This is a genomic window from Streptomyces sp. TRD_SC_5 (genome assembly GCF_056836825.1).
In genome coordinates this window covers 4,050,750-4,068,513 of record NZ_JBWZZS010000001.1, presented here as the reverse complement: position 1 = coordinate 4,068,513, position 17,764 = coordinate 4,050,750, and the positions used below count along the sequence as shown (strand labels likewise).

Sequence of the window (17,764 nt, the reverse complement as noted above, 5' to 3'; positions counted from 1 at the left end):
CGCGACGGACGGCCTGCCTGCCTGGTGGTTTTCCTTGTCCCACCCGGCCTGCGGGCCTCACCGGCCCGGTCCTTCTGTCACTCTCACTGGGAGAGTGCTAACAGTGCTAACGCCAATGATTAGCACTCGACCCCTTCGAGTGCAAGCGTCCCCCTCGGATGTGGACAGCCGGCCGGAGCGGGCGCGGCACGCGTGAAGGGCCTGTACCCGGTGTGGGGTACAGGCCCTTCATGCGTGAGTGCGTCGGTGGCCGGTCGCGCCGAGAATCAGACGGCGAGCTTGACCATGTCCGCCTGCGGACCCTTCTGGCCCTGCGAGATCTCGAACTCGACTCGCTGACCTTCTTCAAGGGTGCGGTAGCCGTCCATCTGGATCGCGCTGTAGTGGACGAAAACATCCGCACCACCGTCGACCGCGATGAAGCCGTACCCCTTCTCCGCGTTGAACCACTTGACGGTGCCCTGAGCCATGGCTTAACTCCCCTATTTCTGGCCCTTGCACAGGACCGCACTTCGCGGGTCCTGGGTCAGACTCCTCCACCCTCCGACAGGAGAGGGCGTGCGCCGGAACGCGTCGACCGCGGCTGAATGTATCCGCCCAACTGCCCTCTGCAACAGGTCAATCGGACGAGAAATCTGAGCATGAAGGAACACCCGAAAGTGAAGAATTCTCAGGTTTCCCGGGCAAGTCGGGCCGGACGAAGCGCACATGGGCGACAATTCGGTCCGGTACTTTGGCTGCTTCTTGTCGCGCGGGGACGCATTCTCATATGCGCCGGGCACAGGCAGCGGAGGGGGCTTCCCAAACTGTACCGCGCTCAACCATGCAGAATTGCCCCCTCCGCTTTCATTGCGGAGGGGGCAATCGGTGTAACTCGGGGTGTGCGGAGCGGAGATCAGCCGCCGGCGACGGCGGGGATGATCGATACGCCCGCGCCGTCCGGCGTGGCCGTCTCCAGGCCCTGCTCGAAGCGCACGTCGTCGTCGTTCACGTACACGTTCACGAAGCGCCGCAGCTTGCCCTGGTCGTCCAGGACGCGGGCCGCGATACCCGGGTGGTTCTTCTCCAGGTCGGCGATGACGTCGGCGAGCGTCGCGCCCTCGGCCGCGACCTCCGCCTGGCTGCCCGTGTACGTACGAAGAATGGTGGGGATGCGAACTTTGACACTCATGCGAGGCCAGCCTCTCGGAAAGAGTCCAGGTTGGGGCGGATGACGGCGGACTGGCCCGTGGTCGGGGCCACCGCCTCAAGGGTCTTCAGGCCGTCGCCCGTGTTGAGCACGACGGTCGTCAGGGACGGGTCCAGCAGCCCGGCCTCGATGAGCTTCTTCGTCACGCCGACGGTCACGCCGCCCGCGGTCTCCGCGAAGATGCCCTCCGTCTCGGCCAGCAGCTTGATGGATTCCACCACCTGCTCGTCGTTGACGTCCTCGACCGCGCCGCCCGTGCGGCGGGCGATGTCCAGGACGTACGGGCCGTCGGCCGGGTTGCCGATCGCGAGCGACTTGGCGATCGTGTTCGGCTTCTGCGGCCGTACGACGTCGTGCCCGGCCTTGAAGGCCGTCGACACCGGCGAGCAGCCCTCGGCCTGGGCGCCGAAGATCTTGTACGGCTTGTCCTCGACCAGACCGAGCGCGATGAGCTCCTTGAGCCCCTTGTCGATCTTCGTGAGCTGCGAGCCCGAGGCGATCGGGATGACGAGCTGGTCCGGGATCTCCCAGCCCAGCTGCTCGCAGATCTCGTACGCCAGGGTCTTGGAGCCCTCGCCGTAGTACGGGCGCAGGTTGACGTTGACGAATCCCCAGCCCTCGCCCAGCGGGTCGCCGATGAGCTCGGAGCAGAAGCGGTTCACGTCGTCGTAGTTGCCCTCGATGCCGACGAGCTCGCCGCCGTACACCGAAGCCATGACGACCTTGCCCTGCTCCAGGTCGTGCGGGATGAACACGCAGGAGCGGAAGCCGGCCCGCGCGGCGGCGGCGCCGACCGCGCCGGCGAGGTTGCCGGTGGAGGAGCAGGAGAGCGTGGTGAAGCCGAACGCGCGGGCCGCCTCGACGGCGATGGCGACGACACGGTCCTTGAAGGAGTGCGTCGGGTTGCCGGAGTCGTCCTTGACGTACAGGCCCCCGGTGACACCCAGCTCGCGGGCCAGGTTGTCGGCCTTGACGAGCTTGGTGAAGCCGGGGTTCAGGCTCGGCTTCAGGGCCACGTCGGCGGGCACGGGCAGCAGCGGCGCGTACCGCCAGATGTTGTCCGGTCCGGCCTCGATCTGCTTGCGCAGCGCGTCGGCGTCGCCGAACGGGAGGTCGTAGGCGACCTCAAGAGGACCGAAACAGGAAGAACAGGCGAAGATCGGGCCGAGTTCGAATCGCTCTCCGCACTCGCGGCAGGAAAGCGCGGTTGCGGGGCCCAGGTCTACGGGCAGGGAATTCGTGGTGCTTGCATCAGCTTCAACAGACTGCACAGCCATGATGGCGAGGCCCTTTCTCCTCATCTTCCCCACGACGCGTTTCGCCGTGAGACGGAATTGGCACCTTCCCCACCGTTACCTCGCGGTCGGCGGAATGGTTGCCGGGACTTCAACGGGCCGTTCCCTCTGTCCCTCTGGATGAGCGCTATGGCGCCGGGTCTGGACCCGGCGCGTTTGTTCCGCGGTACCCCCGGCATGCGAGGGTCCTCCGCGTTGTTCAAGACTGTAACCGAACCCCCGGACGGTTGAGACGGCTGTCCGCACCGCGAGATTGATCACAGCGAGGGAGTGGCACGTGCTGGAAGAGGTGGAGCGCTGGCTGGACCAGCGGTCCTGGTCCACGGCCGACCGGCCGCTGGACCGGCTGGTCGCGGCCAAGGCCGGGCGCGGCCTCACCGTCAGCGTCGTGCTGCCCGCCCTCGACGAGGAGGAGACGGTCGGTGACATCGTCGCGGCGATACGCGCCGAGTTGATGCTGGCCGTGCCCCTCGTCGACGAGCTGGTCGTCATCGACTCCGGCTCGAAGGACCGCACCGCCGAGGTGGCGGGGGCGGCGGGGGCACGGGTCGTCCACCGGGACGCGATACTGCCTCGCATACCGGCCGTCCCCGGCAAGGGGGAGGTGCTGTGGCGGTCACTCCTGGTGACGAGCGGCGACATCGTGTGCTTCATCGACGCGGACCTGAAGGAGTTCTCCGCCTCGTTCGTGTCGGGCACGGTCGGGCCGCTGCTGACGGAACCCGACGTACATTTCGTGAAGGCGATGTACGACCGCCCCCTGGCCGAAACCACAGGTCAGGGCGGCCGGGTCACGGAGCTGGTGGCGCGCCCTCTGCTCAACCTGCACTGGCCGCAGCTGGCCGGGTTCGTACAGCCGCTGGGCGGTGAGTACGCCGTACGCCGCTCCCTGCTGGAGCGGCTGCCCTTCCCTGTCGGTTACGGAGTGGAGCTGGGCCTGCTCGTCGACTCCCTGCACACGGTCGGCCTCGACGCGCTGGCGCAGGTCGATGTCGGCGTACGCAAACACCGCCACCAGGACGGGCAGGCGCTCGGGCGGATGGCGGCCACGATCTACCGGACGGCTCACCTGCGGCTTTCGCGCGGGCCCCTGGTGCGGCCGGCGCTGACGCAGTTCGAGCGGGGCGAGGACGGGTCCGGCTTCGTACCGCGGACGCATGCGGTCGACACGGAGGAGCGGCCGCCGATGTGCGAGATCGCCGAGTACGCGGCGCGGCGGGCGGCGTAACCCCCGGCTGTGGCACAGCCCGGCCGTACGCACGTTTGAGGGCTTCCAGGACGGGCTAGGTTTCGCCACATGGTCTCCCAGGTCTCCGAGCACGCTGCACAGGTTCTTGTCGCTTCCAACCGCGGCCCGGTTTCGTACACCCTGCGGGAGGACGGCTCGCTCGACGCCAAGCGCGGCGGGGGCGGTCTCGTCTCCGGCCTGTCGGCGATCGGGCAGTCCGACGCAGAGACAGCCTCGCTGTGGGTGTGCGCGGCGCTGGGGGACGGCGACCGGGAAGCGGTACGGCGCGGGACGGGCACGGCGGGTGTGCGGATGCTCGACATCGACGCCGGTGTGCACGCGGACGCGTACAACGGCATCGCGAACTCCGTGCTGTGGTTCGTCCACCACATGCTGTACCAGACGCCGCTGGAGCCGGTCTTCGACGCGGAGTTCCGACGGCAGTGGGCGGCGTACGAGACGTACAACCGCGCCTTCGCCGACGCGCTGGCGGCCGAGGCGGCGCCGGGGGCGGCGGTCCTGGTGCAGGACTACCACCTGTGCCTGGTGCCGGGCATGCTGCGCGAGCTGCGCCCCGACCTGCGGATCGGCCACTTCACGCACACTCCGTGGGCGCCGGTCGACTACTTCCGCCTCCTCCCCGACGACATCGCGCGCCAGCTGGTGAACGGTCTGCTCGGCTCGGACCGGGTGGCGTTCCTGACGCGGCGCTGGGCGGACGCGTTCGCGGCGTGCGCGGTGGATGTGCTGGGCGCCGAGGCCCTGGAGGGCACGGAGGTCGGCGTGCACGGACTCGGCGCGGACGCGGACTTCCTGCGGGAGCGGGCGCACCAGGAGGACGTGGACGAGTGGCTGGTCAGACTGCGCGAGCGGGTCGGGCCGGAGCGCAAGACGGTGGTGCGGGTGGACCGTACGGAACTCTCCAAGAACATCGTGCGCGGCCTGCACGCGTACCGGCAGCTGCTGGCGGACCGGCCGGAGTGGCGGGGGCGGGTGGTGCACGTGGCCTTCGCCTACCCGTCGCGGCAGGACCTGGCGGTGTACCGCGACTACACGGCGGCGGTGCGGCGGCTCGCCGACGAGATCAACGCGGAGTACGGGACGGACGACTGGCAGCCGGTGCTGATGGAACTGGACGACGACTTCGCGCGGTCGCTGGCGGCGTACCGGATGGCTGACGTGGCGCTGGTCAACCCGATCAGGGACGGCATGAACCTCGTGGCGAAGGAGGTGCCGGTGGTCTCCGACGCGGGGTGTGCGCTGGTGCTTTCGCGGGAGGCGGGGGCGTACGAGGAGCTCGGCGACGACGCGATCGTCGTCAACCCGTACGACGTCATGGCGACGGCGGACGCGCTGCACGCGGCGCTGGTGATGGAACCGGGTGAGCGGGCGGAGCGCACGAAGCGACTGTCGGCGGCGGCGACGGCGCTGCCGCCGGCGGCGTGGTTCCTGGCACAGCTCTCGGCGCTGACGGCGGGTTAGGCGGGCGCGCGCCCTTGCCGGCGCGGGTGCGGCTCTGATGGCGCGGTGCGGCCCTGCCCGCGCCTTGACGCTGCGACACGTTGCGGCTCCGCCGCGGGGGCGCCGCTCCCAGCGTCGGCCTCGGCGGGCCGGGGCCGGGGGCCCTGCGGGGCTTTCCCCTACCCGCCCCTTCCCGAAACTGGGGGCAAGCCCCCAGCCCCCGGACGGGCTGGAAGCGCCCCCTGGGCGGGTTCGGGAAGGGGCGGGTCGGGGAACAGTGCCCACCCCGCCCCCATTGGGGAGTGTGGGAACGTGACCTCAGTCGGCCATCAAGGCCGTCCGGCGGTTGAGGACAGAGCGGCGAGCAGGCCCACCACTCCCGCCGGGCCGTCCACCACCAGGTCCGCGCGGTCCGCCAGCGCCGGGACCTCGCTGCCGCTGCACACCAGCAGGCCGGGGACGCCCTCCGTACGCAGCTTCTCCACCGTCGAGTACGCCGCGACGTCGCCCAGGTCGTCCCCCGCGTACAGCACACACCCCGCGCCGACCTCACGTACGTACTCCGCCAGCGCCACACCCTTGTCGACGCCCGGCGGGCGCAACTCCAGCACCATGCGGCCGGGTTCGACGATCAGGCCGTGGCGGGCGGCCAGTTCCGCGAGGGGGACGCGCAAGGACTCGAACGCCGTCACAGGGTCCTCCGCGCGGCGCGTGTGGACCGCGACGGCCTGGCCCTTCTCCTCGATCCACGAGCCGCGCCAGGCACCGATGCCGTCGAGGAAGCCGGGGAGTTCGGCGCGGGCCGCCTGTACGCCGGGGTGTGCGGCAGGGGCGCGGACGGTGCCGGTGACGGCGTCCCAGCGCTCGGCGCCGTAATGGCCCAGTACGACGAGGTGTTCGAGGCCGGGGACTCCGGCGAAGCCGCCGTAACGGACCGCGACGCCGGCCGGGCGGCCGGTGATCACGGCCACGGAGCCGACGTTCGGCGCGAGGGCGGCGAGTGCCGCGACCGCGCCGGGGTGGGCGCGGGCCTGTTCCGGGTCCGGGACGATGTCGGCCAGCGTGCCGTCGAAGTCCAGGGCGATCACCGCCCGGTCCGGCACGGCCAGCAGCGCGGCGAGGCCGTCGCGGCCGGCCTGGGTCGCGGGCGTGAAGTCGGTCGGCAGGGGGTGCGGTTGCGGTTGGCTGCCCATGCCCCCTGACCCTACCGGCGCACGCCCGCCTCGGCACTGGGCCGACGGCGGCCGGGCCCGGCCGGGCACCCGGTCGGGCCACTCGCTCAGCGGCGCTCGCGGCGGGCGTCCCGTACCCGGCGGAGTCGGTTGACCGTTACGGGGTCGTGGGCGAGGGCGCGCGGGTCGTCCAGCAGGGCGTTGAGGAGCTGGTAGTAGCGGGTCGGCGCGATGCCGAGCTGCTCCCGCATCGCCCGCTCCTTGGCCCCGGGCCCCGGCCACGACCGCCGCTCGACGGCGAGGACCGCACGGTCCCGATCGGAGAGCCCGCCGGCCTCCGAGGGCTCGGGGCGCTCGGCGGGCTCGGCCGGCTCGTCCGGGGCGTAAGGCATATCAGCAGTCTAAGGACGGCGCGAAAAACGCCCTACTCCGCGTTCTCCGTCGCCGCCGCGTCCCGGCCGATCGCGCCGAGCGTCCCCGTCGGGTCGCCGTTCGGGCCGACCACCGAGCCGATCTGCTTCTTGATGCTCTCGCTGACCTTCGCCCACGACGTCTTGCCGACCGGGTAGAGCGTCGATTCGGGCAGCGCGTCGAGGAACGGCCACAGTTCCTTGTGCGCCGGGTCCGCGCCCATCGCCTCGGAGGCGGAGACGGTGACAGGCAGCAGGTCGTACTCGTCGGCGAACTCCAGCACGTTCTCGTCGCTGTACGCGAAGTTCAGGAACTCGCCGATCTGCCTGCCGTGGCCGTTCTGCTTGAAGCCCATCATCCAGTCGGCGACGCCCATGCTCGACCGCGCCTTGCCGTCGGGCCCCGGCAGCGGCACCATGCCCACCTTGACGCCCTTCTTGGCGGCCTGCTGGAGGAGCGAGGGGTGGCCGTTCAGCATGCCGACCTCACCGTTCGCGAAAGCCGTGAAGGCGGGCTTCCGGTCGAGCTTGCCGGGGGCGACAGGTCCGGTCAGCTGCTCGCCGACGAGGGTGTCCTTCAGCCAGTCGAAGGCCTCGATGTTCTGCGCGGAGTCGATCGTGTACGTACCGACGGAGTCCGTGTATCCACCGCCGTTGCTGAGCATCCACATCATGGTCTCGGCCTGGGCCTCTTCGTTGCCCAGCGGCAGCGCGAAGGGGTACTTCACGCCGCGCTGCTTGAGCGCCTTGGCCGCGCTCTCGATCCCGTCCCACGTCTTGGGGGGCTCAAGGCCGGCCTGCGTGAAGAGCTTCTCGTTGTAGAAGAGCAGCCGGGTGCTGGCGACGAACGGAATGCCGTACGACACCCGGCTGACCTCGCCCGCGTCGGCCAGCGGGGCGAGCAGGTTGGCCTGTACGGGGATGGAGAGCAGGTCGTCGACGGGGTACAGCGCGCCCTCGGCCGCGTAGTCGGCGTACGCGCCGATCTGGGCGATGTCGGGGGCGTTGCCGGCCTCGACCATCTCGGCGACCTCGCGGTCGACGTCCTTCCAGTCGTAGACGGAGACGTCGACCTTGATGCCCGCATTCTTGGCCTCGAACGCCTCGACGACGCCGTCCCAGTACTGCTTGGTGCTGTCGCCGCCCTCGGGGTCGTAGTCCGCCGCGACGAGCTTGAGCGTGACGTCACCGCCGTCGGAGCCCCCGATGCTTCCGCAGCCCGCCAGGGCCACTGTCATGCCCAGTGCCGCCACTGTCGCGGTCAAACCCAAGAAGCGCCGGTGCACAGCTCTTTCCCACCTGATTCATTTGATTCGTTTGATTTGACTGATTTGTTGGCCGACATGCGTATGAGCTGCGATTTTCTCCCAGTCCGCACCATGAGGTCTACACCAGTGCGGTCTCACTTGTGCAACACCTCCACCCGGTAGGGGTGACGAACGGTCGCGAGTGGACTAGACCTTTCCAGGGTCGACGCGCGAGACTGTTCCCGTGAAACACGTCATCGCCCTCGATGTGGGCGGCACCGGGATGAAGGCCGCGCTGGTCGGCGCGGACGGCGCACTGCTCCACGAGGCTCGCCGGGCGACCGGCAGGGAGCGGGGGCCGGACGCCGTCGTCGAGACGATCACGGACTTCGCCGCCGAACTGCGCGCGTACGGCGAGGAGCGGTACGGCGAGAGCGCCTCCGCCGCCGGCGTCGCCGTGCCCGGCATCGTCGACGCCGAGAACGGGATCGCGGTGTACGCCGCCAACCTGGGCTGGCGCGACGTACCCATGCGCGAACTCCTCAGCCACAAGCTGCACGGCGTGCCCGTCGCGCTCGGCCACGACGTACGCACCGGCGGCCTCGCCGAAGGGCGGATCGGGGCGGGCAGGGGCGCGGACCGGTTCCTGTTCGTACCGCTCGGCACCGGCATCGCAGGCGCCATCGGCATCAACGGCGGCATCGAGTCCGGAGCACACGGTTACGCCGGCGAGATCGGCCACATCGTCGTACGCCCCGGCGGCACCCTGTGCGGCTGCGGCCAGCGCGGCTGCCTGGAGCGCTTCGCCTCCGCCTCCGCCGTCTCCGCCGCCTGGGCGGCCGCCTCCGGCGACCCCGAGGCCGACGCCGCGGACTGCGCGAAGGCCGTCGAGTCGGGCGACCCGAGGGCCCGCGAAGTGTGGCTGGAGGCCATCGGCGCGCTCGCCGACGGGCTCGTCACCGCGCTCACCCTCCTGGACCCTCGCACGCTGATCATCGGTGGCGGACTGGCCGAGGCCGGGGAAACCTTGTTCACACCACTGCGGGCGGCCGTCGCGGAACGCGTCACGTTCCAGAAGCTGCCCCTCATCGTTCCGGCGGCCCTCGGGGACACCGCCGGTTGCCTGGGCGCGGGGCTCCTCGCCTGGGATCTTCTCGAAGTCGAACGCGATTCCACGCAAGCCACGGAGGTATCCGCCTGATGGCCGGACGCGCTGCAAGCAAGGTTCTTTCCGGCGCCCGGGTGGTGCTGCCGACCGGGACCGTCGACAACGGCCGGGTCATCGTCGAGGGCGGCCGCATCGCCGGCGCCGCCCCGGTGGACACCCCGTCCCTGGACCTGTCCGGCCACTGGATCGTGCCCGGCTTCGTCGACATGCACGTGCACGGCGGCGGCGGCGCCTCCTTCACCTCCGGCACCGCCGAGGACGTACTCAAGGGCGTACAGACGCACCGCGAGCACGGCACGACGACCATCGCGGCTTCTACGGTGACCGGCGAGATGGACGTACTCGCCCGGCAGGCCGCGCTGCTCTCCGAGCTGGTCCAGCAGGGCGATCTGGCCGGCATCCACTTCGAGGGCCCGTTCATCTCGCCCTGCCGCAAGGGCGCGCACAGCGAGGACCTGCTGCGCGACCCCGACCCGGCAGAGGTCCGCAAGCTGATCGACGCCGCGCACGGCACGGCGAAAATGGTCACGCTGGCGACGGAGCTGCCCGGCGGCATCGACTCGGTGCGGCTGCTCGCGGAGCACGGCGTGATCGCCGCGATCGGCCACACGGACGCGACGTACGAGCAGACCGTCGAGGCCATCGACGCGGGCGCGACCGTCGCCACGCACCTCTACAACGCGATGCCGGCTCTCGGTCACCGCACCCCCGGGCCGATCGCCGCACTGCTCGAAGACGAGCGGATCACGGTCGAGCTGATCAACGACGGCACGCACCTGCACCCGGCCGCCCTGGAGCTGGCGTACCACCGGGCGGGCGCCGCGCGGGTCGCGTTCATCACGGACGCGATGGACGCGGCGGGCTTCGGCGACGGCATGTACGACCTCGGACCGCTCGCGGTCGAGGTCAAGGACGGGGTCGCGCGTCTCGTCGAGGGCGGCTCGATCGCGGGCTCCACACTCACTCTCGACACCGCCTTCAAGCGCGCGGTGACCGTCGACCGGCTGCCGGTCGAGGACGTCGTACGGTCCATCTCGGCCAATCCGGCCCGGCTGCTCGGCGTCGACGACAAGGTCGGCTCGCTGGAGCCGGGCAAGGACGCGGACCTGGTGGTCCTGGACGGAAACTTCACGCTCAAGGGCGTGATGCGCAAGGGCGCTTGGGTGATTGAGCCGTAAGTAACCCCAAGTGGGTTGATTTCACCATCAGTCCACGCGAAAGCAGCACGCGGCGGTTGGCCCGGAACTCTGGGCCAACCGCCATTTCTTTGGCATGATCGCCCCGACAGAGTGGGAGAGTGAGCGCTTTCTACGGGGGTGACGCGGGTGATCCTGACGGTCACGCTGAACACCGCGCTCGACATCACCTACCGCGTCCCGGCCCTCACCCCGCACGCCTCGCACCGGGTGACCGACGTGACCGAACGCCCCGGCGGCAAGGGCCTCAACGTCGCCCGCGTACTGGCCGCCCTGGGCCACGACACGGTCGTGACCGGCTTCGCGGGCGGCCCCTCCGGCGGCGTACTCCGCGACCTGCTCGCGCCCCTCGCCCCCGTCGACGCGCTCGTCCCCGTCACCGGCAGCACCCGCCGCACCATCGCCGTCGTGGACGCCACCACCGGCGACACGACCCAGCTCAACGAGCCGGGACCGACAGTCACCCCCGAGGAGTGGGCCACCTTCCTCTCCTCGTACGCCGAACTCCTGCGCGGGGCCCGGGCGGTGGCCCTCTGTGGCAGCCTGCCCCCCGGCATCCATGTCGGCGCGTACGCCGATCTGATCCGCCGCGCCCGCACCGCCGGCGTCCCCGTGCTCCTCGACACCAGCGGCGAACCACTGCGCCGGGGCATCGCCGCCCGCCCCGACCTGGTCAAGCCGAACGCCGACGAACTCGCGCAGCTCACCGGCTCCCGCGACCCCCTGCGCGCCGCCCACGACGCCCGCCGCCGGGGCGCGCACACCGTGGTCGCCTCGCTCGGCCCGGACGGCGTGCTCGCCGCGGGCCCGGAGGGCCTGTGGCAGGCGGCCCCGCCCGCCCGCGTGAAGGGCAACCCGACGGGCGCGGGCGACTCGGCGGTGGCCGGGCTGCTCTCGGGGCTGGTCGAGGGGCTCCCGTGGCCGCAGCGGCTGGCGCGGGCGGTGGCGCTGTCGGCGGCGACGGTACTGGCCCCGGCGGCGGGCGAGTTCGACGTACGGACTTACGAGGACCTTCTCCCGCAGGTCGAAGTCACCACGCACGCCAAGGCGGCGTAACCGAGCAACCGAGCACTCCCGTCACCAGCACCAGGGGATCGCATGCCACTCGTCAGCACCGGCGAACTCGTCACCGCAGCCCGGAAATCGGGCCACGGCGTGGCCGCCTTCAACGTCATCACGCTGGAGCACGCGGAGGCGATCGCGGCCGGCGCGGAGCGGGCGGGCGCACCGGCCGTACTCCAGATCTCCGAGAACGCGGTGAAGTTCCACGGCGGCGACCTCACCGCCATCGCGGCGGCGGCGACGGCGGTAGCGCGAGCGTCCTCCGTCCCGCTCTCCCTCCACCTCGACCACGTCGAGTCGGTCGAGGTGCTGCGCGCGGCGCACCCGGCGGGCTTCAGCTCGGCGATGTTCGACGCCTCGAAGCTGTCGTACGGCGACAACGTGAAGGCCACGGCGGAAGCGGTCCGCTGGGGCCACGAGCGCGGCATCTGGATCGAGGCGGAGCTGGGCAAGGTCGGCGGCAAGGAGGGCGAGCCCCCGCTCGACGCCCACGCACCCGGCGTACGCACGGACCCGGCGGAGGCGGCGGCCTATGTGGCCGACACGGGCGTGGACGCCCTGGCCGTCGCCGTCGGCTCGTCCCACGCGATGACGGACCGCACGGCGGCCCTGGACCACGACCTGATCGCGGCCCTGCGCGACGCCGTACCGGTGCCGCTGGTGCTGCACGGCTCGTCGGGCGTACCGGACGAGGAGATCCGGCGGGCGGTCGCGGCGGGCATGGTCAAGATCAACGTGGGCACGGCCCTGAACACGGCTTTCACGGGCGCGGTACGTGCGTACCTGGCCGCGAACCCGACGACGGTCGACCCCAGGAAGTACATCGTCCCGGCTCGCGAGGCGATGACCGGGACGGTGGCGCACTTCCTGGGGCTGATGCAGGGCTGATGCAGGGCCGATGCCCCCTAGTGCAGGGAGGTCACTTGACGTGCCCGGCCTTGAGCTCCAGCCGGTCGAGGTTCGCCTCGCACTGGTCGCCCTCGCCGCAGGAGACCACGAAGGTGTTCTCGCCCTCGGTGAGGTTGACCCAGGCGAAGGTGTTGGTCCAGCCCTTGTCCCAGGCGCCTTCCTCGGCATTGGCGAAGTTCTTCATGTTGAGGCCGCCGCCGTGCGGCTTCCCGTTGACGGTCAGCGAGGTCTTCGCGTCCTTGCCGGGCACGCCGTAGTCGATCGACAGCGTGTACGCCCCGGCCTTCGGCACCTTCACCGTCCAGGTCGCCGAGGCGCCCGGCGTATTCAGCGGGACGTACGCCCCGCTCGACGACCGCGCGCCGGGGATCGTCGTGTCCGAGGAGAGACCGGGGGAGAGCTGGAGCAGCGCCGCGTCCTTCTTGGGCAGCTCGGCGGCCGGCTTCTCGGACTTGTCCTTGTCCTTCGGGTCCTCGCTCGGCTTGACCGTGTCGCTCGCCGACGAGTCCCCGCCGCCCGTGTCACCGGCCTGGATGCCCTTGTCGTCCTTGTCGCCGCTGGTCATCAGGGCGATGCCGATGCCTATGACGACGATCGCGACGACCGCCAGCGCGCCGATCAGCAGGCCCTTGGTGTTTGGCCCGCCGCTGTGGCCGCCACCGCCGCCGCCCGCGTGCGGCACCGGGCGGGTCGGAGCGCCGCCGGGCTGCGTCTCCGGGGCCGCGTAGTGGGCGTTGGGCTGGCTGTAGTTCTGCTGACCGTGCTGGCCGTACGCCTGCTGCGGGGGCACCTGCTGGCCGTACTGCTGCTGATACTGGCCATGCTGCTGCTGCCCGTACTGCCGCTCGCCGACCGTACGCACCTGGTTGTACGACGTTCTGGGCACCCCGGGCTGCGCGGCCGGGCCCGGGTAGCCGTAGCTGCCCGAGCGGGGCGAGACAGCGCCCGCCGCCTGTCCGTCCTCGTAGAGGTAGCCGAACGGATCGTCGTCCTCAGGCGTGCTCGTGCCGTTGTTCGCGGCAGTCATCCCTGGTCACTCCTCACCATGTTCGCCAGCCGTCGCCGACCGGGCGAGCCTACCCCGAACGGGCAACCCGAAGGTTTGACGTGGACCACAGTGCGGTAATGGGGGGTCGGTCAGCCCGCTCGCCTGTGAACCTTGGCGCGAGAGCGTTTCTCCACGTACATCCGCTGGTCAGCGGACTGCAACACCTCGTCCGCCGACATCCCGCAGCTCGCCCAGCCGATGCCGAAGCTCGCTCCGACCCGGACCGCCCTGCCGTCGACCCGGATCGGCGGAATGATGGCGTTTCGCAAGCGTACGGCGAGGTCGGCGGCGTCCGCGCTGCCGAGACCGTCGGCGAGAACGACGAATTCGTCACCTCCGAGCCGGGCGACCGTATCTCCGTCCCGTACGCACGTCGTCAGGCGGCGCGCGACCTCGATCAGGACTGCGTCGCCGGTGTGGTGCCCGAAGCGGTCGTTGATCGACTTGAAGCCGTCCAGGTCGCAGAAGAGGACGGCGAGCCCCTTCGTCCCGTCGTCGGCGCCGGCACTTCCGCCCCCGTCGGCGTCCGAGGTGGGCGCGACCATGTGGACGTGGTGGTCGAAGGAGCCCGCGTCCGTGTGCGGGTTGTAGTCGAAGCCGTGCTCGGGCACGACCGTTCCCGGCGCGGCAGGTTCGCCGTACGCCGCGTCCAGGGCCTCCACCGCCGTGGCGCGCACGGAGTGCGGGCGGCGGCACAGCCGGGCGGCGAGGCGGGAGCGCAGCTCGGCACTGTTGGGCAGGCCGGTGAGGGAGTCGTGCGAGGCGCGGTGGGCGAGGTGCAGCTCGTGGCGCTTGCGCTCCTCGATGTCCTCGACGTGGGTGAGGAGGAAACGCGGCCCGTCGGTGGTGTCGGCGACGACGGAGTTACGGAGGGACACCCAGATGTACGTCCCGTCGCGCCGCCCCAGCCGCAGCTCGGCCCGGCCGCCTTCGGCGGAGGTCCGCAGAAGCGTGCCGATGTCCTCGGGGTGGACGAGGTCGGCGAACGAGTAACGGCGCATCGCGGAAGCGGGGCGGCCGAGAAGCCGGCACAGCGCGTCGTTCGTCCGCAGCAGCCGGCCGTGCTGGTCGCCGCCCATTTCGGCGATGGCCATGCCGCTCGGGGCGTACTCGAACGCCTGGCGGAAGGATTCCTCACTGGCGCGCAGGGCCTGCTGCTCGCGCTCCAGCCGGACGAGGGCGCGCTGCATGTTTGCGCGAAGCCGGGCGTTACTGATCGCAATGGCCGCCTGGGACGCGTACATCTGGAGCGCCTCCTGACCCCAGGCGCCGGGGTGCCTGCCGTTGCGCGGGCGGTCGACGGAAATGACGCCGAGGAGCTCCTGGCCGCCGCCCGACGCGTACATGGGGGCGTAGAGGCGGTCGTGCGGGTGCCACTCGTCGGCGAAGCGCGGCTCGGGGCCTTCGGTGTGCCACTGCGGTACGTCGTCGTCGAGGAGGACCCAGCCCTCGGTGTGCGGGATGAAGTGCAGGTCGCCCCAGGCCTCGCCCATGGACAGGCGGCGCTCCCAGGAGGCGCGCGAGCCGACGCGGCCGGTGATCAGGGCTTCGGCCGCCGCGTTGCCGGCGAAGGCGGCGATGACGAGGTCACCGTCGGGCTGGACGAGGTTTACGCAGGCCAGCTCGTACCCGAGGCCCGCGACGACTCCGTCGGCGACGGCCTGAAGGGTGTCAGCCAGGCTGGTGGCCCGATTGAGGTCGGCGACCACCTGGTGCAGCTGCCGCAGCGTCGCCAGGCGGACGTACGGCTCGGACTCGGCCTCCATTGTTCGCTCTCCCCGAGACCTCGACAGCAACTCCAGGATTCTCATCGCCGCACTTTGTTGCAGTATCACGGTCACTGAATCACAGCGAGCTGCCCACCCGGTACACAGGGTCAGCAAATACTGGGCTCTGTGACTCAAGTCACGTCAGGGGATGAACGGCCGCATGGGGACCGTGGGAGCGCTCCATAGCTTTCTTGAACGCAAACACTCCCGGTCCTCCCGGTCCTAGGACCGGGAGGGGAGCGTACTGGTCCCAATGCCCGATGGTGACGGCGGGAGCCCCGGGCATAGCGTTCCCTGTGTGTTCCAGACGACTCACTCACCCCAGCCCTCTGCCCCGTCGATCCCCCATCCTGAGGGGGTGAGCAACGAAGAGTTCCGGGCCGCGATGTCCCGATTCACGGCGGGCGTGACCCTGGTGACCGCGCACGACCCGGACAGTGGTGCGCGCGGTGAGGACGTCGGCATGACGGCGACGGCCTTCATGTCGGTGTCGCTGGACCCGCCGCTGGTGATGGTGAGCGTACGGAACGGCTCACGCATGGACGACCTGCTGGCCGAGCAGCCGCTGTGGGCGGTCTCGCTCCTGTCGGAGAGCCAGCGGCACATCGCGGGACGGTTCGCGATGAAGGGCCGGCTCAGCGACCGCCTGCTGTTCGAGGACATCCCTTATACGCGCGGTACGGCATCGGGGGCCCCGCTGATCGGCGGCGCGCTGGCAGTGGTGGAGTGCAGGACCGAGCAGCGGGTGGAGGCGGGGGACCACACGCTGGTGATCGGCCGGGTACTGGAGGTGGGCCTGCCGAGCGCGGACGGCGGACCGCTGGCGTACTTCATGGGCCGGTACCGGCACTTGGGCTAGTGGCGGTGGGGGGCCAGTGGATGGGTGCCTGTGGTCTAGTCCCAGCCGCCCGAACGGCCGCGCTTGGTTTCACTGCGCGCCTTCTTGTTGCGCAGGCGGCGCTCGTTGATGCCACGGGGGATCTTCTTGGCTCTGCGCGGCTTGGGCGGCGGGGCGGTCGCCTCGGCGAGCAGGGCCGCCATGCGGACGAGTGCGGTCTCACGGTTGCGCCACTGGGAGCGGTGCTCGGACGACCGTACGGAGATGACGCCGCCCACGAGCCGGGAGGCGAGCCGCTCCAGTGCGCGCTCCTTCCAGACGGGAGGGAGCGCTTCGGTCTTGGCGAGGTCGAAGCGGAGTTCCACCTGGGAATCGGTGGTGTTGACGTGCTGACCGCCGGGTCCGGAGGACCTGGAGAAACGCCACATGAGCTCTGCCTCCGGGAGGGAGACAGCACCGCGAATGACATGAGGCCCGGACATGCGTCCTATGATCCCGTGTTCGCGGGCATTGCGTCACCCACTTTTCCGTGGAGACCTGGAACCTTGCGGCGGCCTGTCGACGTTAGAGCGGGTGAGGGTAGCTTCGGACCTCACGGGTCCGACCGGCCCGCACGACTTCAAGGAAGAGGACATCCCGATGGCTGTAAGTCTGTCCAAGGGCGGCAACGTCTCGCTCACCAAGGAGGCCCCGGGCCTGACCGCCGTCACGGTGGGCCTCGGCTGGGACGTCCGTACGACCACCGGTACGGACTTCGACCTCGACGCGTCCGCGATCGCGGTCAACCCGACCGGCAAGGTCTACTCCGACGGGCACTTCGTCTTCTTCAACAACAAGTCGACGCCGGACCAGACCATCGTCCACACCGGTGACAACCGCAGTGGCGAGGGCGCGGGCGACGACGAGGCGATCAACGTCAACCTGGCGGGCCTGCCGGCCGACGTCGACAAGATCGTGTTCCCGGTCTCGATCTACGACGCGGTGACGCGGAGCCAGAACTTCGGCCAGGTGCGCAACGCGTACATCCGCATCGTCAACCAGGCCGGTGGCGCCGAGATCGCCCGCTACGACCTGAGCGAGGACGCCGCCACCGAGACCGCGATGGTCTTCGGTGAGCTCTACCGCAACGGCGCGGAGTGGAAGTTCCGCGCAGTCGGCCAGGGCTACGCGGCCGGCCTGACGGGCATCGCTTCGGACTTCGGCGTCAACGTCTAGGCCTGAACAAGGCGAGAAGACAAAAAGGCAAAACGCAAAGGCAACAGGCAACAGGGCTCTGGCTACGGCCGGGGCCCTGTTGCCTTTGCCTGCTGCCTGCCGCCTGCTGCCTGCCGCCTGCTGCGTTTCAGCGGTATTGGTTGACCATCATGGGCGACCGGGGGCGGTGGGCCGGGGGGCTTCGGCGGGCCCGTAACGTCGATTGCGTCTGGTGTGGGGGCCGCCTTTGGTGAGGGTGGCGTCGGAGGCCCGCCCCTCAAGGGCGCTCCTACGTCGCGTCGCCTACGGCGATTCCGCTCCGCTCCACCCTTGACCGCCGAACCTCCGCCGCAATGCTTAAGGGGGGCGGCCCCCGGGGGGAGCCCACGGGGAAACTCCGGCAAGTGGTCACTCACCGCTGCCGGGCGACGGGTGTGTAGGTGGGGCGCATGAGCTCTAGGGGGCGGCTCGGCCCCTGGCTCGGCGGCTGCGGGAACGGCCGCTGGTGCACCACCCCCATTCCGGACGCACACACGCACCCACGCCGGTAGGCGGCCCACCAAGAGGATCGACCTGCG

17 protein-coding genes and 1 riboswitch are annotated in these 17,764 nt (G+C 70.5%); of the genes, 8 read left to right on the top strand and 9 right to left on the bottom strand.

The window, feature by feature from the left end; genetic code table 11:
• Window positions 1-266: 266 nt before the first annotated feature.
• From AC1P0E_RS18940 to thrC, 3 genes are all read right to left on the bottom strand, one after another.
• The gene (locus AC1P0E_RS18940; RefSeq protein WP_005315736.1) at window positions 267-470 is read right to left on the bottom strand and encodes a cold-shock protein; all 204 of its coding nucleotides are present in this window, start codon (window positions 468-470) and stop codon (window positions 267-269) included.
• 425 nt (window positions 471-895) lie between these two features.
• Complete coding sequence (locus tag AC1P0E_RS18935; RefSeq protein WP_482743338.1) at window positions 896-1,171, bottom strand: ubiquitin-like small modifier protein 1; 276 nt, start codon at window positions 1,169-1,171, stop codon at window positions 896-898.
• Complete coding sequence (gene thrC / locus AC1P0E_RS18930; protein WP_482743337.1) at window positions 1,168-2,466, bottom strand: threonine synthase; 1,299 nt, start codon at window positions 2,464-2,466, stop codon at window positions 1,168-1,170. Before thrC ends, AC1P0E_RS18935 begins: the two co-directional genes overlap by 4 nt.
• Before the next feature lie 17 nt (window positions 2,467-2,483).
• Window positions 2,484-2,611, bottom strand: a riboswitch (SAM riboswitch).
• 150 nt (window positions 2,612-2,761) lie between these two features.
• Between thrC and AC1P0E_RS18925 the strand changes: the two genes are divergently transcribed.
• Window positions 2,762-3,712 carry a glucosyl-3-phosphoglycerate synthase gene (locus AC1P0E_RS18925; RefSeq protein WP_482743336.1) on the top strand — a complete coding sequence of 317 codons (951 nt, stop codon included), beginning with the start codon at window positions 2,762-2,764 and terminating at the stop codon, window positions 3,710-3,712.
• A gap of 69 nt (window positions 3,713-3,781) precedes the next feature.
• Window positions 3,782-5,194, top strand: coding sequence for an alpha,alpha-trehalose-phosphate synthase (UDP-forming) (locus AC1P0E_RS18920; protein WP_482743335.1), 1,413 nt, complete (start codon window positions 3,782-3,784; stop codon window positions 5,192-5,194).
• Between the two features lie 308 nt (window positions 5,195-5,502).
• Here the strand turns inward: AC1P0E_RS18920 and otsB are convergent, their stop codons facing one another.
• The 3 genes from otsB to AC1P0E_RS18905 all read right to left on the bottom strand — a co-directional run bounded on the left by otsB (window position 5,503) and on the right by AC1P0E_RS18905 (window position 7,993).
• Window positions 5,503-6,366 carry a trehalose-phosphatase gene (otsB, locus tag AC1P0E_RS18915; protein WP_482743334.1) on the bottom strand — a complete coding sequence of 288 codons (864 nt, stop codon included), beginning with the start codon at window positions 6,364-6,366 and terminating at the stop codon, window positions 5,503-5,505.
• Window positions 6,367-6,452: 86 nt separating this feature from the next.
• The gene (locus AC1P0E_RS18910; RefSeq protein WP_482743333.1) at window positions 6,453-6,737 is read right to left on the bottom strand and encodes a DUF3263 domain-containing protein; all 285 of its coding nucleotides are present in this window, start codon (window positions 6,735-6,737) and stop codon (window positions 6,453-6,455) included.
• A gap of 32 nt (window positions 6,738-6,769) precedes the next feature.
• Entirely contained in the window at window positions 6,770-7,993 is a 1,224-nt protein-coding gene (locus AC1P0E_RS18905; protein WP_482743332.1) for an extracellular solute-binding protein, read from the bottom strand.
• Between the two features lie 253 nt (window positions 7,994-8,246).
• On the opposite strand from AC1P0E_RS18905, the gene AC1P0E_RS18900 reads away from it, so the two are divergent.
• The 4 genes from AC1P0E_RS18900 to AC1P0E_RS18885 all read left to right on the top strand — a co-directional run bounded on the left by AC1P0E_RS18900 (window position 8,247) and on the right by AC1P0E_RS18885 (window position 12,316).
• Window positions 8,247-9,203 carry an ROK family protein gene (locus AC1P0E_RS18900; RefSeq protein WP_482743331.1) on the top strand — a complete coding sequence of 319 codons (957 nt, stop codon included), beginning with the start codon at window positions 8,247-8,249 and terminating at the stop codon, window positions 9,201-9,203.
• Window positions 9,203-10,348, top strand: coding sequence for an N-acetylglucosamine-6-phosphate deacetylase (gene nagA / locus AC1P0E_RS18895; protein ID WP_482743330.1), 1,146 nt, complete (start codon window positions 9,203-9,205; stop codon window positions 10,346-10,348). Before AC1P0E_RS18900 ends, nagA begins: the two co-directional genes overlap by 1 nt.
• Window positions 10,349-10,495: 147 nt before the next feature.
• Window positions 10,496-11,422: a 1-phosphofructokinase family hexose kinase gene (locus tag AC1P0E_RS18890; RefSeq protein WP_482743329.1), complete on the top strand. Its 927-nt coding sequence runs from the start codon at window positions 10,496-10,498 to the stop codon at window positions 11,420-11,422.
• Between the two features lie 42 nt (window positions 11,423-11,464).
• On the top strand, window positions 11,465-12,316 hold the full coding sequence (locus tag AC1P0E_RS18885; RefSeq protein WP_482743328.1) for a class II fructose-bisphosphate aldolase: 852 nt from the start codon (window positions 11,465-11,467) through the stop codon (window positions 12,314-12,316).
• Window positions 12,317-12,347: 31 nt separating this feature from the next.
• Here AC1P0E_RS18885 and AC1P0E_RS18880 read toward each other — a convergent pair whose 3' ends face one another.
• Window positions 12,348-13,364 carry a carbohydrate-binding protein gene (locus AC1P0E_RS18880; protein WP_482743327.1) on the bottom strand — a complete coding sequence of 339 codons (1,017 nt, stop codon included), beginning with the start codon at window positions 13,362-13,364 and terminating at the stop codon, window positions 12,348-12,350.
• Window positions 13,365-13,474: 110 nt separating this feature from the next.
• Window positions 13,475-15,151, bottom strand: a complete 1,677-nt coding sequence (gene cdgB / locus AC1P0E_RS18875; protein ID WP_482743326.1) for a diguanylate cyclase CdgB — start codon at window positions 15,149-15,151, stop codon at window positions 13,475-13,477.
• A gap of 361 nt (window positions 15,152-15,512) precedes the next feature.
• Here cdgB and AC1P0E_RS18870 point away from each other — a divergent pair, with 361 nt between their 5' ends.
• A complete protein-coding gene (locus tag AC1P0E_RS18870) occupies window positions 15,513-16,013 on the top strand; it encodes a flavin reductase family protein (protein ID WP_482743325.1) in 501 nt (166 codons plus the stop codon).
• A gap of 35 nt (window positions 16,014-16,048) precedes the next feature.
• On the opposite strand, the gene arfB is transcribed toward AC1P0E_RS18870, so the two are convergent.
• Window positions 16,049-16,483, bottom strand: a complete 435-nt coding sequence (gene arfB, locus AC1P0E_RS18865) for an alternative ribosome rescue aminoacyl-tRNA hydrolase ArfB (RefSeq protein WP_482745805.1) — start codon at window positions 16,481-16,483, stop codon at window positions 16,049-16,051.
• Between the two features lie 148 nt (window positions 16,484-16,631).
• Here arfB and AC1P0E_RS18860 point away from each other — a divergent pair, with 148 nt between their 5' ends.
• Entirely contained in the window at window positions 16,632-17,207 is a 576-nt protein-coding gene (locus AC1P0E_RS18860) for a TerD family protein (RefSeq protein WP_482743324.1), read from the top strand.
• Window positions 17,208-17,764 lie beyond the last annotated feature (557 nt).

Bases quoted from the DNA above. Each gene is read 5' to 3' on its own strand.
- nagA (WP_482743330.1), top strand. From the start codon at position 9,203: ATGGCCGGACGCGCTGCAAGCAAGGTTCTTTCCGGCGCCCGGGTGGTG.
- AC1P0E_RS18860 (WP_482743324.1), top strand. From the start codon at position 16,632: ATGGCTGTAAGTCTGTCCAAGGGCGGCAACGTCTCGCTCACCAAGGAG.
- AC1P0E_RS18910 (WP_482743333.1), bottom strand. From the start codon at position 6,737: ATGCCTTACGCCCCGGACGAGCCGGCCGAGCCCGCCGAGCGCCCCGAG.
- cdgB (WP_482743326.1), bottom strand. From the start codon at position 15,151: ATGGAGGCCGAGTCCGAGCCGTACGTCCGCCTGGCGACGCTGCGGCAG.
- AC1P0E_RS18920 (WP_482743335.1), top strand. From the start codon at position 3,782: ATGGTCTCCCAGGTCTCCGAGCACGCTGCACAGGTTCTTGTCGCTTCC.
- AC1P0E_RS18905 (WP_482743332.1), bottom strand. From the start codon at position 7,993: ATGACAGTGGCCCTGGCGGGCTGCGGAAGCATCGGGGGCTCCGACGGC.
- AC1P0E_RS18940 (WP_005315736.1), bottom strand. From the start codon at position 470: ATGGCTCAGGGCACCGTCAAGTGGTTCAACGCGGAGAAGGGGTACGGC.
- thrC (WP_482743337.1), bottom strand. From the start codon at position 2,466: ATGGCTGTGCAGTCTGTTGAAGCTGATGCAAGCACCACGAATTCCCTG.
- AC1P0E_RS18935 (WP_482743338.1), bottom strand. From the start codon at position 1,171: ATGAGTGTCAAAGTTCGCATCCCCACCATTCTTCGTACGTACACGGGC.
- AC1P0E_RS18880 (WP_482743327.1), bottom strand. From the start codon at position 13,364: ATGACTGCCGCGAACAACGGCACGAGCACGCCTGAGGACGACGATCCG.
- AC1P0E_RS18885 (WP_482743328.1), top strand. From the start codon at position 11,465: ATGCCACTCGTCAGCACCGGCGAACTCGTCACCGCAGCCCGGAAATCG.
- otsB (WP_482743334.1), bottom strand. From the start codon at position 6,366: ATGGGCAGCCAACCGCAACCGCACCCCCTGCCGACCGACTTCACGCCC.